Consider the following 15655-nt stretch of genomic DNA (forward strand, 5'->3'; position numbering starts at 1 on the left):
GAGCGGGACCGAAGGTCCCGCGAACCTTGCGAACGGCGACCGCGTCGCCGTGAGCAGAGATGGGTGCCCGCAGTGAGCGACGCGAACGAGGACACCCGACGACGAAAAAGATGGTTCGATGGCGTCGATGTCGCTGGTGGTCTGAGTGTCGTCGCTCATTGCTGGGCCTCCAGTCGAAGCGTCCCCCGTTCGTCCACCGCCAGCGACCACTCCGGCGGCACGACGACAGTGCTCTCCCCGCCGGCGACGATAGCCGGGCCGTCTCTGGTCGCACCCGATGCCAGCGAACCCCAGGACAGCACCGGCGTCTCCCTGAACTCGCCGTCGAAGGAAACGTCACGGTGCTGTCGGTCGGTCTCGGCCCGTCTGTGGTGAGCTATCGGCGGCATCTCGTGGGCCACGGTCGCCGTCGCCCGGAGCGTGACGAGTTCGATCGCGGCGTCCAGCCGGTAGCCGTGGGCCCGCTCGTGTGCGGCGTGGAAGCGGGCCGCGAGGGCGTCGCGGTCGAATCCCCCGACGGTGACGCCGAGTTCGTGACTCTGGCCGGCGTACCGGCAGTCCGCCTCGAAGGCGACGGTGGCCGCGTCCGGCCGGGCCGTTTCGTCGAGCACTCTCGACTCCAGATCGTCGAGCACGCCCCGGACTGCCTCCGGGTCGGCCTCGTCGAGACGCGTCCGGTACGTGCGGACGGCGTCGTGGCGCTCGTCCGCGGCCAGCAGCCCCAGGGCCGAGAGGACGCCGCTCGCTCGCGGGACGACGACGGTTTCGACCCCGAGCCGGTCGGCCAGCGCGGCGGCGTGCATCGGTCCGGCGCCGCCGAAAGCACAGATGGCAAAGTCGCGGGGGTCGTGGCCTCGCTCGGCGGTGACCGAGCGGATGGTCCGCGTCATCGTCGCGTTGGCGACCCGGTAGACGCCGCGGGCGGCCGCGAGCGGGCCGTCGAGGTCGGCCTCGACAGCGAGGGCGCCGAGGGCCTCACGGGCGGCGTCGGCGTCCAGTTCGACGGCGCCGCCGAGCGTCGTCTCGGGGCCGAGATACCCCAGCGCGAGCGCGGCGTCGGTCACCGTCGGCTCGCTCCCGCCGCGGCCGTAACAGGCCGGGCCCGGCTCCGCCCCGGCCGACTGCGGGCCGACTCTGAGCGCGCCGCCGGCGTCGACCCACGCGATAGAGCCCCCGCCCGCGCCGACCGTCTCCACGTCGACCATCGGCACGCGGACCGGCCGATCGCCCACGTCGGCGTCGGTGGTCCGCTGGACGCCGCCCTCGCGGACGAGCGACACGTCGCTGGAGGTCCCGCCCATGTCGAAGGTGACGAGCCCCGCGGCGTCGTCGGGCTGGAACGCGCTGGCGCCGACGACGCCCGCCGCGGGACCCGACAGCGCCGTCGTCACGGCGTTGTTCCGGACCGTGTCGATAGCGGCGATGCCGCCGTTGGACTGCATCACGCGCGGTTCGGGCAGCCCGAGTGCCCGCGCTTCGGTCGCTAGCTGTCCGAGATAGCGGTCGAGCACCGGCGTCACGAAGGCGTCGGCCACCGTCGTCGCGGTGCGCTCGTACTCGCGGAAGGCGCCCAGCACCTCGTGACTGGCCGACACCGGGGCGTCGAGTTCCTCGCGCAGAACCGCAGCGACGCGGCGCTCGTTCCCGGGGTGGGCGTAGGCGTGCAACAGCGACACCGCGACCGCCTCGGCGTCGATATCGGCGGCCAGCTCCCGGACCGCCTCGGGGTCGACGGGCCGTTCGACACCCTCGGGCGTGGCTCGCTCGTCGAGTTCGTAGCGCCGCTCGTCGGGCACCAGCGGGGCCGGTCGGGCGACCGACTGGTCGTACAGTTCGGGTCTGTCCTGCCGGCCGATAGCGAGCACGTCCCCGAAGCCGGCGGTCGTCACCAGCGCCGTCTGGGCCCCCTCGGTCTCCAGCAGCGCGTTCGTCGCGACGGTCATGGCGTGTCTGAACCGGGAAACTCCGGCCGGGTCGACGCCGGCAGTCTCACAGGCCACCCGAACACCCTCGACGACGCCCTCGTGTTGTGGCGTCGTCGAGGGGACTTTCGCCGTCGTCAGGCCGTCGGGACCGACCAGCACGACGTCAGTGAAGGTGCCCCCGACGTCGACGCCCACGCGAACCGAATCGTCCATGGCCCGTCTCCGACCGCCGGTGACAAAAACGCCTAGTTCCAGGTCCAGGCCGAGTCGAGCGCGTACCGGTACAGCCCCGTCACGCCGATAGCGACGGCGTTACCGACGAGAACCTCGGCGCTGCTGTCGATGACCGCGACGTTGTCGAGGAGCGACTCGGCGGTCCCGAGCGTCACGAGGACGTAGAGGATGCCCAGCTGCAGCGGGATAGCCGTCCCCCGGACGATGTTCGTCTTGCCCAGCCCGACCAGGTACCCGCGCATCGAGGTGTGACGCGAGCGGTGGAACGTCCAGGCGTTGTTGAGCACGTACTGGAACAGTATCGTGATCTCGATGGCGACGAACGCGCCGACGAGATAGTTGACACCGCCGAGGTCGACGAACAGCCACAGCAGCGCCAGCTGGACGCTTGCCGCCGTCAACCCGACGAGGAAAAACCGAACGAGACGTTCTCGTCGCGGCGACGTGGCGACGGCGAACGACATGAGACGCTATTTGTAGCCGAGGGCTTTTAAACGTGCCGTTATCTCGTCAGATTCGCCGCCCGTCTGGCGCTCTTCGGCGCCCTCCGAGGCCGTATCGAGGCGCTCGACGTGGTCCGCGACGGCCGCCGACAGCCGGTCGAGGACGGGCGGTGGCGCCGCGTCGTCGGTGCCGTCCGCACAGAGATCGCGCCGTTCCTCCGGGTCGGTCCGCCGGTCGTACAGTTCGCGGTGGCCGGTGTCGGTGTGTTCGATGTACGTCCAGCGGGCGTCGCGGGCGCTGACGAGCAACTCGCCGTCCTCGCGGTGGCGGGGAATCGGCTGGGTCGTCACGCTGTCGCCACGCACCGCGACGGAGACCACGGGCCCGCGGTCTTCGATCGCCTCGCCGTCGAGGGCCGGAGCCACGCTCTGGCCCTCCCACGCGTCGGCGGGCTCGACCCCGAGCAGGTCACACACCGTCGGCGGGATTGTGTCGAGCCCGACGGGCTGGTGGACCGTCCCCGACTCGCCGTCGGGGTGGGTGAGAAAGAGGGGGACGTCGATGAGTTCGCGGTAGAGCTTGGGGTAGTGTGAGAGGTGGCCGTGGTCCAGAAACTCCTCGCCGTGGTCGCCGGCGACGACGATGGCCGTCTCGTCGGCGACGCCCTCGGAGTCGAGCGTGTCACACAGCCGGCCGACGCTCTCGTCGACCTGTCTAACGGTGCCGTCGTACAGCGTCCGGAGCGTCCCCAGCGTGCGCTCGTCGACGTCCCACCCCATCCCCGTCCGGAAGTGCGAGCCCAGCATCCGGAACAGGCCGAAGTGGGTGTCCGAGACCTCACGGAGGTGCCGGGGCGCCGGAACGTAGGGGGTGTGGGTGTCCATGTAGTGGACCCACAGGAAGAATCCGTCGTCGGCCGTCTCCAGGAACTCGGTCGCGTGGTCCTCCAGTTCGCCCATCCGCGAGACGTCGGCGAAGGGCCGTTCGTCGTCGCCCCCGCCCAGCACGCTGGCGGCCCGGCGGAACGGCGACGTGCCGAGCTGGACCCACGCCTGAATTGTCGGGTGGGCCGCGAGGAAGCCGCTGCCCTCGACGAACGGGTCGAACTCGTCGAAGCCGCGGTCGTACCCCCAGTGGTCGGTCAGGAAGCCGTTGGCGGCGTTGAATCCACCCGTCCGCAGCCCCGCCTCGGAGAGCTGTTCGGCGAGCGTCGGCGTCGAGGCGACCCCGATGTCGGGGCCCTCGTCGAACACCGGGCGGGAACCGTGGACGCTCGGAAAGGAGAAGGGCGTCCAGTTGCCCTGGGCCATCGCCGACTCGAAGGTGACGCCCTCGGCGGCCAGCTCGTCGAGCACCGGCGAGACGCTGTCGTCGCCGCCCAGCGCGTCCCGTCGCAGCGAATCGATGGTGACGAGGACGACGTTTGTCACGTCGGCCGGCATCTATCTCACCTCCGAGGTCGGACGCGACGGGCCGATGGCGCAGCGGAGTCCCGGCTGCCGCCACGCACCACGACAGGAATCGTTCATACGCCCCTACATTGGATACGCGATACTGAAGGTTCTGGTTGCGCCTGAACTGTCGGGCTGAAAGAAAGGGGCTCGGGGCGGATACCGGCTGATAGCGCGGTCGTAGCGATGCTCCCGTGACAGCGTCAGTACTCCGGGTCGGGTTCGTAGCTCGGCCCGACGCGGAGGTCGAGCGTCCGCTCCCTGACGGCGATGTCCAGCCGTTCGTGCTCGGCGAACTCCCCGTCGCGGCTGAACGTCACCGGCTCGCCGTGGCCGTCGACGGAGAGCTCCGTCGCGCGGACGTGCGTGACTCCGTCGGTGTCGGCCGCCAGTAGTCGGTGCCCGATGGCCTCGGCGACGAGGTTCCCGGTCGGCATCCGCTCGACGATGGCGACGTCGAGCAACCCGTCTTCCATGTCCGCCTGGCCGCCCCGGTTGACGAACTTCCGAGCGTTACCGACCAGCAGACACGTGGCCGAGCCGGACCAGGTGAACGGTCCGTCCTCGCCCATGGCCTCGACGGTGATGTCCAGCCCGTCGAACTCGATGGCCTCCTGTGCGCCGGTCAGGAGGAACGCGAGCGTCCCAAAACGGGCTTTCAGCTCGCCGGAGGCGGCGAGACTGGCGTCCGCGGGGAGGCCGGCGATACAGGAGACGAGGAACGGTTCGTCGCCGGCAAAGCCCACGTCTATCGTCCGCACCGCACCGGTGTCTGCCACCTCGATACCCTGCCGTCGGTCGGTGACGCCGACGGTGCCCGCCAGCAGGTTCGCGGTCCCGACCGGCACCACGGAGAGCGTCACCGCGTCGAGGTGGTCGGCGCCGGCCAGCCCCCGGAGGACCTCGTTTACCGTGCCGTCACCGCCCGCGACGGCGACCTCGGAGGCCCGCGCCTCGCCGGCCGCCCGGCCGAGTTCCCGCGCGTCGCCGGGCCCCTCGGTACGGGAGACGGCAAAGCCCCGAGCGGAGAGCAGTCGCTCGACGGAGTCGGCGTGGTCCCCGTCGCCGCTCGCGGGGTTGAGAATCGCCCGGCGCGAGCCCACTTGCATACCGATACCCAGCAGGCACCCGTACTTAGTGGGTGTGACTCAGCGGTGGCCCGCACGCGCGAGGTCGTGGGCGCGCTCGTTCTCGCCCCGCCGGACCGCCCGGTAGGTGACGACCGGGATATCGGCCACGGCCGCACGGATGGCGTCGACCCGGTCCCGGCAGATTCGGTCGCCCGGCTCCGCCGGGTGGTCGGGGTCGACCGCGCGAATCACCGCGTCGGCGTCCCCGTGGACGTGCAGCGAGGCGACCCGGTCGCCGGTGGCAGTCACCGCCCGCACCGCCTCCAGCAGCGCCCGGTACTCAAGGTGGGCCGTAGCGACGAAGGCGTCGACAGCCAGAGAGCGCTCGATATGCGTCGTCACACCGCTCTCGACGAGGAAGCCGACGGCCGCCGAGGTCGGCGTCGCGTTGTCGGCCCCGTAGTGGACGCTCGCGTCGAAGTACAGCAAGAGCGAGGGGGCGAAGTCGGTGTCCGACCGCCGCCGGTCGACCGGTGCGTCGTCGGGCGCCACCATACCCGACGGTGGGCTCGGTGGGGCAAAATCCCGTCGCTACTCCTCGAGGCGCGGCCCCGGGCGCCACGTGTTACCGTCGAGGACGACGAGGTCGTACCGTTCGAGCACCTGCAAGGCGTCGACGACCGCTTCCGGGTCGAAGTCGGCGGCCGTCTCGGCGGGCAGCTGTTCGGCGATGACGCTGCGGGTCCCCCCGTCGGTTCGGCGGACGGTGTCGAGCAGCGTCTCCAGGTCGGCGACCAGCGGTCGGAGCGACCCGGCGCCCGATTCGGCCGGCCGTAGCTTCCCGAGCACGTCGTCGTACGGCCCCGAGAGCTCCATCGAAACTGTCACCTCGTCGCCACTGTCGTCGATTCCGTCCCTCATTGCCACACAGCACCGCACACGAACCCATAATGGTTGTCTCTGCGTGACCGGTGTGGAAAGTCAGTGGCCGTCGGAAGCTCCCGAGCTGAGTCGGTGCCGCGACGGCCGTAGCCAGTGGTTTCCGCCCGATACGCTCGGCCAACGCCGAGCTAGCGGTCGATAACAAAACGTCTCCGGAGAGGGAGACAGGCAGATGGCCGACCGAGCACGCCGCCCGGGCGAGGGCCGCCGATGACCGCCGCGGAGGGGGAGCGTTCGACCGCCTTCCTCCAGTTCCTCCTCCTCGTGGTCGGGGCGCTCTCGCTGCTCATCGTCGCTCCGTTTCTCCAGGCGCTTCTCTCGGCCGGGCTGGTGGCCTATCTCGTCGCACCGGTGAACGACCGGCTCGGTCGTCGGCTGGGGTCGACGTCCGGGACCGTCGTGACGATACTCCTCACGGTTGTCGTCGTGGTCGTCCCGCTGGTCGTCCTCGTCAGCCTGGCCGCGGAGCAGGCCCTCTCGGTCGCGCGGACGGCCCAGCTCCCCGACGCCGCGACCGTGGGCGCCCGACTCCAGCGATGGCTCGGCCCGGCGGTGGACCGGTCGATGCTCACCGGCCCGCTCTCCAGTGCGCTCCGGACGGGCCTGCGCGGGCTGTTCGGGAGTTTCGCCGGGGTGGTCGGCGGTATCTCGGCGGTCGCCGTCGGCGCCGTCGTCTTCGTGTTTACCCTGTTTTACCTCCTTCGGGACGGCGACCGGTTCGTGAACTGGCTCCGGCGGGCCGCACCGCTCGACGCGGCGACGGCGGACAGACTGGTCCGCCGGACCGACGAGCTCCTGTGGGCGGCCGTGGTCGGCAACGTCGCCGTCGCCGGGGTGCAGGCGGTGCTGACGGTGGCCGGCTTCGTCGCCGTCGGCTTCGACAACATCGCGTTCTGGGCCGTGGCCACGTTCGCCCTCTCCTTGCTCCCGATAATCGGCGCCTCTATCGTCTGGCTTCCGGCCGTGGCGTATCTCCTCGTCGTGGGCGACCTGCCGGCGGCCGTCGGGCTCTTCGTGTACGGCACAGTCATCATCAGCGGGTCGGACAACGTCGTCCGACCGCTCGCGATGCAGCGGGGAGCCGACCTCAACTCCGGCGTGCTCGTCGTGGGCATCTTCGGCGGCCTGGCCGTCTTCGGGTTCGTCGGGCTCTTCGTCGGGCCCGTGGTCCTGGGACTGGGAAAGGCGCTCGTGGCGGAACTGGTCACGCAGCGCGAGCGGCGGGGGCAGTAACCGTCAGCCGTCGACGCGTTCCTGCAGCCCCGCCCAGTTCGAGAGCATCCCGTCGTCGTCCCGGAGCGGCACGAGCGAGACGCGGTTCCGGAAGCGCCGGCCGTCGGCGCGGTAGTTCCACAGCTCGACGGTCACGGGCTCCCAGATTTCCAGCGCTTCCCGCAGGGCGTCGACGGGGCCGGGCTCGGTGTCGGGCCCCTGAAGCAGTCGGAGGTTCTCGCCGCGGACCGCCGACAGCGGGTAGCCCGACAGCTCGCGGAAGGTACGGTTCGCGTAGACGATGGGGTTGTCCTGATACACCGGGCCGGCGACAGTGATACCGAGGGGCGCCCTGTCGAGCACCCAGACCCGGCGACAGAGGTCGCGTTCGTGGGCCGACAGGGAAGCCGCGTCGGCCGCCGAGAACGCTTCGAGCAGTGCGTCGAGGTCGTCGTCGACCCGGTCGACCCGGTCGGGGGCCAGTTCGTGGGCCGCGAGAAACGACCGGGCGGCCGACGGGAACGCCGACTCCGCGCACGTCAGCAGTTCCCGGAGCGTCTCTCTGGTGGACATCTACGGGGCGGTACGGAGCACCGGAAAAAACCGCTGTCGACTTCGCGAGACGGCGGGGTCAGCCGGACGGGCTCTCGCCGCCGCGCTCGGGGCGTTCGGTGTCGTCGACCGATGGGTCGCTGTCGTCGTCCGGTGCTGTCTCACCCGGCGAGTCCGTACCGACCTGTGCCATCCGCGGGAGCACGTCGGTGATGAACTCGACGCTCACGACCATCACCAGCGGCCCCAGAAAGATGCCGTACCAGCCAAACAGCGCGGGGCCGAGCAGATACGCGAACATCACGAGGCCCACGTGATAGGCCCGCCCGGAGAGGGACGGGCGGACGTAGGTCCGGATGACGTTGTCGAAAACGAGCACCATCAGCGCGAAGAAGGCCGCCGGGACCCACAGCAGCGTCGGGTCGACGGCCAGCGCCTGAACCGCCAGTAGCGCGACGATGAACGCGTAGACGATGGAGCGCCCCAGCAGCGGGATAAGCGTGAAGATACCGGTGACGACGGCGAGCAACACCGCCTGTGGAATCGTGAGGTCCCCGGGTGCGACGAGGTTGAACACGGTGTAGATGACCGCCGCGAGGACGATGACGGCGAAGATGGTCAGCGTGTAGCCGAAGTAAACAGAGGTGAGGCCGCGGTCGACCCGACGGAGGTAGTCGGCGGCGAGCGAGTCGGCGCCGAAGACGTTCGTCCGGAACCAGCCCGCCAGCGCGTCGCCGCTGGTCAACAGGAAAAATGCGAAGATGAGCGCCAGGAAGGCGTTGAAAAGCGTCGCCCCGGCCGCGCCGACGACGACGCCGAACTCGGAAAGCGCCGTCGTGAACGTCGGGTCCTGCAAGACGACGACGATGACCTCGGCCGGGTCCGACGGGAGAGTCTGTGTCGGGAGCGGGAGCCGAGCGAGAATCGCCCGGCCGCTGGTGCCGGAGAGCAGTTCGAGCGCCTGTCCGACCGCAATGGAGAGGAACGCGGCCAGAAACAGGACGATAGGGACGATGATGAAGGCGAGCGTGAGGCCGGCGGCCAGCGACGCGGAGCCTGCGCGGGGTTCGAGCCGGCGGGCTATGGGGCGGGCGACATAATACGTAAAGAGGCCGAAGACGAGCCAGCCGAGGTAGCTGAGTCCGACCCACGCGAGCGTCACGAAGACGGCGAGGCCGACGAACCACCACGCGAGCCCCGGCTCGCCGAGTCGCACAGGCCCGGAGCCGCTGTCGCTGTCGTCCATGCGGGAGATAGGCGCCCATAGTAGTTAATATTGTGTCACTTCTTGCCGGCGGTGCGTCTCGGCTGCTTCCTGTCGGATTCTGCGGTGAGTCCAAGCGTGAGAGTGGTAGCACGGGCCTACCGCGGTGCCTGTCGGGTCGTGAACAGGACGAAGTTCTTTTATTTGCAGACGTAGCCTTCGGAACATGGACAGTCGCCGACGCTCGTTTCTCGCGGCCGCCGGTAGCGTCGTTACGGGGCTGTTCGCCGGCTGTCCGGGGTTTCTCGGATCCGGGGAGGGGGAGAACGGGCGGAACGTCACCGGACGAAGGGTGGTGGACGCCGGCGTCGAGGTCCCGACCGCGGTCGAGAGCTCGTATCCGCAGTACCAGTACGACGCCGCGAACACCGGGACCGTCCCCGACGTGGCCGGGCCGACAGGGGCCATCACGTCGCTGTTCGAGTTCGGGCAGAACAGGTTCACGCCCGGCCACCGGATAGGGTCGCCGTCGCTGCACGACGGGCGGCTCTACCTGACCGAAGGGAGCCTCGACGCGAACGGCGACGCACGGACGTTCGTCTACGCGGTGGACCCCGTCGACGGGACCAGCCAGTGGACGACGATGTACGGCGGCACGAACGACGCCGGCCCGACCGCCGTGACCGATGAGGCGGTCCTCGCCACTGTCGGCAGTAGCGTCGTCGGACTCGACCCGACGACCGGCGTCGAGCAGTGGTCGTTCGACCGCCTACTCGCCTCGGGAATCACCGTCGACGGCGACACCGTCTACCTCGTCGGCACCCGAGGCGAGACGGCCGGCCTGTACGCGCTGTCGGCGAGCGACGGCTCGGTGCGCTGGGCGACCGACGTCGACGCCGGGTCGGACCCGGTGACGCCGGCCGTCGGCGGCGACACCGTCTACACTGGCGGGAACACGGTCCAGGCGTTCGACGCGAACACCGGGGCAGAGCGCTGGAGTGCCGACTACAGCGCCACGGCACCGACGACAGTCGCCGGCGACCGGGTAATCGTGGGCTCCGGGACGGTCGTCCGCGTGTTCGACCCGGCGGACGGCACCGAACTGTGGAGCAACGACGTCGAGACGTACGGCAACCTCGCCTCGCCGGCCGTCACCGACCCGCCGGCAGTGACCGACGACACCGTCTACGCCGTCGCGGACAGGGGGCTGTCGGCGTTCAGCCTCACGGGGGGCCAGCACCGGTTCACGGTCGAGACCGGCATCAACGGGACGCCCGTCGTCGCCGACGGGTTCCTCTACATGTTCGGCCGGGGCCAGCTCTCCTGTCGCTCGGCGGCGGACGGCGCCACCGAGTGGACCTACGGGACCCAGCAACAGGTCAGTCCGAACGGCGCTGCGCCGGTCATCGCCGACAGCGTGGCGTACTTCCCCGCCGAGAAGCTGTACGCCATCGCCGGCTGATCCGGGTCACACCGGAACGACGGGGACCGGCGCTCCCCGCAGCACCCGGTTGGTGACCGACCCGAAGTGTGGCGCTTCGACGCCCGCAGCCCCGCGTTTCCCCATCACGATGACGTCGATGTCCGCCTCCTCGGCGTAGTCACAGATGGTGTCGTGGGGGACCCCTCGCAACACCGACATGGTGGCGTCGATGCCGCGTTCGGTGGCCTCCTCGACGACTGCCTCGGTCAGCTCTTCCGCTCGCTCCTCGATGTCTTCGAGGAAGGCCTCGTAGCTACTGAACGCCGGCGTCGTGCCGTAGACCGACTCGTCGACGACGAAGAGCACGTGGAGTCGGGCGTCGTGGGCCGCCGCGAGGTCGAGCCCGTGGTCGACGCCACGGGCCGCGTGGTCGCTCCCGTCCGTCGGCACGAGGATGTTGTCGTACATGCGCCAGAGATGGTATCGGGCCGACAAAAGTACGCTCCCAGTTCACCGCTGTAGGCGCCCGTTACGGGTCCGTGTTGGCCGGTAGTCCGGGCCGAGAGTTCGCACCGACAGGCCGTACGCGGAGACACCGGCTGTGGGACCCAGTGGTTCCGCCCGACGGGCAGACGCTGACCGAAGCTATATAACAATTCCCCAACCATTTCCGGTATGGACTTCGACGAGTTCACCGGTGCGGTGCAACACCGACTGGAACTCCCGGGGACCGGGGAGACGCTCCGCGCCATCAGAGCGGCGCTGGTGCCGCTGGGCCAGCGACTCCGGGCGGGCCACGCCGAGGACCTGGCCGCCTCCTTGCCCATGGAGATAAAGTGGTATCTGACGGGCGGCGTCCACGAGCACGGGCAGCGGTTCGACTGGCCGGAGTATCTCACGCGGGTCGCCGACATCGAGGGCGCCGACCGTGCCGACGCGGCCTACCACGCTCGGGTCATCGTCGACCTCGTCTCCGAGGTGGTCCCCGACTCCGACTTCCAGCAGCTCCGGGACGAGCTCCCCGAGAGCTGGGAGAACCTCTTCGAGGTCGTCGACGCCGGCGGGTGGCACGAGCACGACTAGTCGAAAGCCCACCGACTCGGGTGCCGGACGAAACGCCGAGACGCGCTCCAGCCTCACAGAGCTGGGGCTGCTCAGTCCGCTTCGAGGGCGAAGAGCGCGGTCTTCGCGTTGACGTACACCGACCCGTCGGCGACGACGGGCGTGCCGACGGCCGGGAACGACCACCGCTCAGTGCCGTCGGCTCCGTCGACTGCGTGGATGCGGCTCGTGTCGCCGGCCCCCGCGTAGACGGTCCCGTCGACGGCCACCGGCGGCGTCTGCATCGCCTCGGCGCCCTCGAACCGCCACGCGACGCGGCCGTCGGCGGCGTCCAGCGCGACCAGCGGGCCGGCGAGGGACGCGGCGTAGACGCGCCCGTCGCCCGCCGCCGGCCGATAGGTGGCGGCGACGTCCTCGGCGACCCAGCGCTCGCTCCCGTCGGCCGCCGACAGCGCGTGGACGCCGTCCCGCCGGCCGACGTAGACGGTCCCGTCGGCCACTGTCGGTCCCGAGGTGACGCCGTCGAACGTGGTCTGTGTCCAGCGCTCGGCCCCGTCGGCCGTCGACAGCGCGTACACCGTCTCGTCACTCCCGACGTAAACGGTCCCGTCGGCGACGGTCGGGGCGCCGTCGATATGGTGCCCCGTATCGAGACGCCAGCGCTCGGCCCCGTCGGAACGCTCGAAGGCGTGGACGGTCCGCCCGCTCGCGACGTAGACGGCGTCGTCGGTGACGACGGGCGCAGTCACGTTCTGGCCGGCAGTCGCGACGCGCCAGCGCTCGGTCCCGTCAGACGTGTCGACGGCGTACAGGGACCCGTTCAGCGCCGCGACGTAGACGGTGTCGCCGGCCGCGGTCGGCTGGGCGACGAAGTCCCCGTCGAGCCCGATGCCCGTGTCGAAGCTCCACTGCTCGCGCCCGCCGGCCGTGGAAAGCGCGCGGAGGACCCCCTCGCGGTCGCCGACGTAGAGCGCCCCGTCGCCCACGCCCGGCGACATCTCGTAGCGGTCCTCGGTGACCCACCTGACCCGCGGCGAAACAGCGTACTCCAGCCAGTTGGGGACCGCTTCGTCGTCGGCGCCACCGGCGACCCAGAGGAACCAGAGCGGCGCGGCGGCCACCGGGAGCGCCAGTAGCTTCAGCACGCCACGCCGGTCGACGGCACGCTCGCTGTCCTGTGCGGTTCCGTCGAACTCGGACATCGGTTGTCGACCATCGAATCGACCAGCGGAGTAATAATCCTTATGTGTCAACTTATTAATTTGAACGTGGCGGGAACAGCGAACAATCGCTGTGCCGGTGTAGCGAAGGCAGAACAGTCCACAGCCGCCGACGCGGGCACGTGGTAGCCCGCGAGTCCCAACGTTGACCCCTCGCGAGCCCGACATCCAGATGTGAGCGACAACGAGACCAGACAGTGGCGACTCGCGAGCCGACCGACCGGCGAACCGACCGACGAGAACTTCGAGCTGGCGACCGTTCCCCGCCCCGAGCCCGGTCCCGGCGAGGTGCTGGTCCGGACGCTGTATCTCTCGGTCGACCCCTACATGCGCGGACGGATGCGCGACGCCGAGTCCTACGCCGAACCGTGGGGCGTGGGCGAGCCGATGGAGGCCGGCGTCGTCGGCGAGGTCGTCGAATCGAACCACGACGGCTTCGAGCCCGGCGACGTGGCGACCGGGAACCTGCTGTGGGCCGACCACGCGGTCGCCGACGGGGACGAGCTCCGCCGCGTCGACCCCGACCTCGCGCCCGTCTCGACCGCGCTCGGCGTGCTGGGGATGCCCGGCATCACCGGCTTCTTCGGGATGACCGACGTGGCCGACCCCGACCCCGGCGACACCGTCGTCGTCTCGGCGGCCGCCGGCGCCGTCGGCTCCGTCGCCGGGCAGGTCGCCGCCATAGCGGGCGCCCGCGTCGTCGGCGTCGCCGGCAGCGACGAGAAGTGCGACTGGCTCACCGACGACCTCGGCTTCGACGCCGCGGTGAACTACGACACGACCGACGACCTGCAAGCGGCCTTCGCGGAGACCTGTCCCGACGGCGTCGACGCCTACTTCGACAACGTCGGCGGCCCCATCACCGACGCCGTCTGGGGCCAGTTGAACCGCAACGCCCGGGTCGCCGTCTGTGGCCAGATCTCCCTCTACAACGCGACCGAACAGCCGACCGGGCCGCGCAAACTCGGCCAGCTCATCCAGACCCGCGCCACCGTCGAGGGGTTCCTCGTCGGCGACTACCAGGACCGCTGGGGCCACGCGCTGGAGCGGCTCGCGGGGTTCATCCAGGCCGGCGACCTGCGCTACGAGGAGAGCGTCGTCGACGGACTTGAGAACGCCCCCGACGCCTTCCTCGGCCTGTTCGAGGGCGAGAACGTCGGCAAACAGCTCGTCCGAGTCGGCGAGCGCGAGTGAAGCGGTCTCGCCGGCAGTGACACCCTAGTCGCCCCCCACGAACCGCCGATACACAGTGGTCTGTGCGCCGTAGGTCAGATAGCCGGCCAACAGAAGCGAGGCGACCGTCGACAGGAGCAACAGCGTCCCCGACCAGCCGAATCCGACCGGCACGCCGACCGCAGCGAGAGCCGTTTGACCGAGCGAGAGCCCCAGACCGAGAACGAGCAGCGAGGGGACGAAGACGACGAGGAACTCGGGGGCTCGGTCGCCACTCCGCAGCCGGTGTGCCAGTGTGAAGCCCGCGAGACCGCCCAGAGCCGCCGTGACAGCGATGAGTAGCCCGCCGTTGACCGAGACGTTGTCGCGCGTCGCGAGGAGGTAGTTGGTGTACCCGATGAACCCGACCAGCCCCACCGCGAGGCCGACGAAGGCGCCCTGCACCGCACCCAGCAGCCGCGTTCGCCGCTGTCGGAGCACCGCCGGATCGACGCGGTAGGCGAGGACGACCGCGCCGCTGCCGGCCAGCAGCGCGAACGCCGTCGGGAGGACGAAGTACGGGACGGTGAAGAACTGTTCGCCCAGCAGCGACTGGAACGCGAGCGTCGGGACGATCGCGAGTCCCCACCCGACGAGCAGTGCCCCGACGAAGACGACGCGGGTACGGTGGGCTGTTTCGGTGGTCGCGGCGCGCCCGCTCGTCACCCAGCGATAGCCGCCAATGCCGCCGACCAGCAGGCCCAGCGGCGCGGCGAACTGCAGTGAGGTCACCCAGCCCGGCGGCCAGAACGCCGTCGTCGTCGCCCGGTAGTAGTTCCGGAGGAATCGACCGAGCGTGTCGAGGACGAACGTCTGGACCAGACCCCACTGCAGCGCTGCGACGAGCGCCTGCTTCGAGGTGTCGGGCGGCGTGGTGGCGGACATAGCGAGATATCCGCTGGCGGCTCAGTAAACCTGTCGCTGAGCTGTCGGTCGGAGCGTCACCAGCCGAGTTCGACGGCCGTCCCGTCCTCCCGACAGCGCTCCAGTTCGTGTTTTGCGGTCATCCCGGCCGACTGGGCCGTCCGCGCTCGCCCGACGCCGACTTTCAGCTCGACGCCGACGCGCTCGCGGACGTGGTCGATAGCGTCGCGGTAGGCCGCTTCGTCCATCGCCGAGCAGACGGCGATGACGTTGTCGCCGCCGACGAAAAAGGACAGCGAGTCGTGGGCCTCGCGCATGTGCTTCATCAGCGCCGCGTACCCCTGTTCTATCTGAATGAACGTGTCGAACTCGTTCAACTGGTCGGTGTACTTCCCGGTCGCGTCGTCGACGTCGAAGTGGGCTATCTGGACGTCGTCGGGCCCCCGGTCGGCGTCGGGGAGCGGGTCCCCGCTGAGTATCTCGCGCCGGCCGCTGTCCTGTGCGCTTCCGGCGTCCTGCAGTCGGCGCGAGGCGATGCCGAGCGCCCCAGCGGGCGTGTCCCCGCTCGCGATACTCACGCTCGCCGTGACCGGGTAGCGGTTCCCCAGCGACCCCTGGATGCGCTCGTGTTCCCCCCGGTCGAGCCCGTTGGTCACGGCCACGATGTTGTCGAACCGCCCGAAGAAGGCGTACCCGTCGCGGGCACCGACCAGCTGTGCGATATCGGCGAACAGCCGCGACTGGAGGGTCTGGAGGTCGACCTCGCGGCGGGGTTCGGGCGTCGTCGTCCACGGCCCGTAGTTGTCCAGCTGTATCAGAGAGACCTGCGTGTTCGTCACG

Annotated in this window: 16 protein-coding genes; 4 read left to right on the plus strand and 12 right to left on the minus strand. The window is 70.1% G+C overall.

Annotation, left to right across the window (positions count from 1 at the left end; all coding sequences use genetic code 11):
• Positions 1 to 155: 155 nt before the first annotated feature.
• The 6 genes from NDI56_RS13825 to NDI56_RS13850 all read right to left on the minus strand — a co-directional run bounded on the left by NDI56_RS13825 (position 156) and on the right by NDI56_RS13850 (position 6045).
• Positions 156 to 2138, minus strand: a complete 1983-nt coding sequence (locus NDI56_RS13825; RefSeq protein ID WP_310920141.1) for a hydantoinase/oxoprolinase family protein — start codon at positions 2136 to 2138, stop codon at positions 156 to 158.
• Positions 2139 to 2170: 32 nt separating this feature from the next.
• Positions 2171 to 2623 (minus strand): GtrA family protein, encoded by a 453-nt coding sequence (locus NDI56_RS13830; RefSeq protein ID WP_310920142.1) that lies wholly within the window; start codon positions 2621 to 2623, stop codon positions 2171 to 2173.
• Between the two features lie 6 nt (positions 2624 to 2629).
• On the minus strand, positions 2630 to 4045 hold the full coding sequence (locus NDI56_RS13835) for a sulfatase family protein (RefSeq protein WP_310920143.1): 1416 nt from the start codon (positions 4043 to 4045) through the stop codon (positions 2630 to 2632).
• A gap of 212 nt (positions 4046 to 4257) precedes the next feature.
• Positions 4258 to 5163 (minus strand): diacylglycerol/lipid kinase family protein, encoded by a 906-nt coding sequence (locus tag NDI56_RS13840; RefSeq protein ID WP_310920144.1) that lies wholly within the window; start codon positions 5161 to 5163, stop codon positions 4258 to 4260.
• Positions 5164 to 5202: 39 nt separating this feature from the next.
• Complete coding sequence (locus NDI56_RS13845) at positions 5203 to 5679, minus strand: ribonuclease H family protein (RefSeq protein ID WP_310920145.1); 477 nt, start codon at positions 5677 to 5679, stop codon at positions 5203 to 5205.
• 36 nt (positions 5680 to 5715) lie between these two features.
• Positions 5716 to 6045 carry a hypothetical protein gene (locus NDI56_RS13850; protein ID WP_310920147.1) on the minus strand — a complete coding sequence of 110 codons (330 nt, stop codon included), beginning with the start codon at positions 6043 to 6045 and terminating at the stop codon, positions 5716 to 5718.
• Between the two features lie 231 nt (positions 6046 to 6276).
• Between NDI56_RS13850 and NDI56_RS13855 the strand changes: the two genes are divergently transcribed.
• The gene (locus NDI56_RS13855; protein ID WP_310920148.1) at positions 6277 to 7299 is read left to right on the plus strand and encodes an AI-2E family transporter; all 1023 of its coding nucleotides are present in this window, start codon (positions 6277 to 6279) and stop codon (positions 7297 to 7299) included.
• 3 nt (positions 7300 to 7302) lie between these two features.
• Here the strand turns inward: NDI56_RS13855 and NDI56_RS13860 are convergent, their stop codons facing one another.
• Together NDI56_RS13860 and NDI56_RS13865 are read right to left on the minus strand one after the other, a co-directional pair.
• Positions 7303 to 7851, minus strand: a complete 549-nt coding sequence (locus NDI56_RS13860) for a PAS domain-containing protein (RefSeq protein WP_310920149.1) — start codon at positions 7849 to 7851, stop codon at positions 7303 to 7305.
• 58 nt (positions 7852 to 7909) lie between these two features.
• Positions 7910 to 9076 carry an AI-2E family transporter gene (locus NDI56_RS13865; protein ID WP_310920150.1) on the minus strand — a complete coding sequence of 389 codons (1167 nt, stop codon included), beginning with the start codon at positions 9074 to 9076 and terminating at the stop codon, positions 7910 to 7912.
• Positions 9077 to 9260: 184 nt separating this feature from the next.
• Between NDI56_RS13865 and NDI56_RS13870 the strand changes: the two genes are divergently transcribed.
• Positions 9261 to 10496, plus strand: coding sequence for an outer membrane protein assembly factor BamB family protein (locus NDI56_RS13870; RefSeq protein WP_310920151.1), 1236 nt, complete (start codon positions 9261 to 9263; stop codon positions 10494 to 10496).
• 6 nt (positions 10497 to 10502) lie between these two features.
• On the opposite strand, the gene NDI56_RS13875 is transcribed toward NDI56_RS13870, so the two are convergent.
• A complete protein-coding gene (locus NDI56_RS13875; RefSeq protein WP_310920152.1) occupies positions 10503 to 10925 on the minus strand; it encodes a universal stress protein in 423 nt (140 codons plus the stop codon).
• Between the two features lie 207 nt (positions 10926 to 11132).
• Between NDI56_RS13875 and NDI56_RS13880 the strand changes: the two genes are divergently transcribed.
• A complete protein-coding gene (locus NDI56_RS13880; RefSeq protein WP_310920154.1) occupies positions 11133 to 11540 on the plus strand; it encodes a DUF2267 domain-containing protein in 408 nt (135 codons plus the stop codon).
• Positions 11541 to 11611: 71 nt separating this feature from the next.
• Here NDI56_RS13880 and NDI56_RS13885 read toward each other — a convergent pair whose 3' ends face one another.
• On the minus strand, positions 11612 to 12721 hold the full coding sequence (locus NDI56_RS13885; RefSeq protein ID WP_310920155.1) for an outer membrane protein assembly factor BamB family protein: 1110 nt from the start codon (positions 12719 to 12721) through the stop codon (positions 11612 to 11614).
• 192 nt (positions 12722 to 12913) lie between these two features.
• On the opposite strand from NDI56_RS13885, the gene NDI56_RS13890 reads away from it, so the two are divergent.
• Positions 12914 to 13933: an NADP-dependent oxidoreductase gene (locus NDI56_RS13890; protein ID WP_310920156.1), complete on the plus strand. Its 1020-nt coding sequence runs from the start codon at positions 12914 to 12916 to the stop codon at positions 13931 to 13933.
• 24 nt (positions 13934 to 13957) lie between these two features.
• On the opposite strand, the gene NDI56_RS13895 is transcribed toward NDI56_RS13890, so the two are convergent.
• Together NDI56_RS13895 and NDI56_RS13900 are read right to left on the minus strand one after the other, a co-directional pair.
• A complete protein-coding gene (locus tag NDI56_RS13895; protein WP_310920157.1) occupies positions 13958 to 14836 on the minus strand; it encodes a hypothetical protein in 879 nt (292 codons plus the stop codon).
• A 56-nt stretch (positions 14837 to 14892) separates the two neighbouring features.
• Positions 14893 to 15654 (minus strand): GTP cyclohydrolase III, encoded by a 762-nt coding sequence (locus tag NDI56_RS13900; RefSeq protein WP_310920159.1) that lies wholly within the window; start codon positions 15652 to 15654, stop codon positions 14893 to 14895.
• Position 15655 lies beyond the last annotated feature (1 nt).

The organism is Halomicroarcula saliterrae (assembly GCF_031624395.1).
In the GTDB taxonomy this organism is placed as follows: domain Archaea; phylum Halobacteriota; class Halobacteria; order Halobacteriales; family Haloarculaceae; genus Haloarcula; species Haloarcula saliterrae.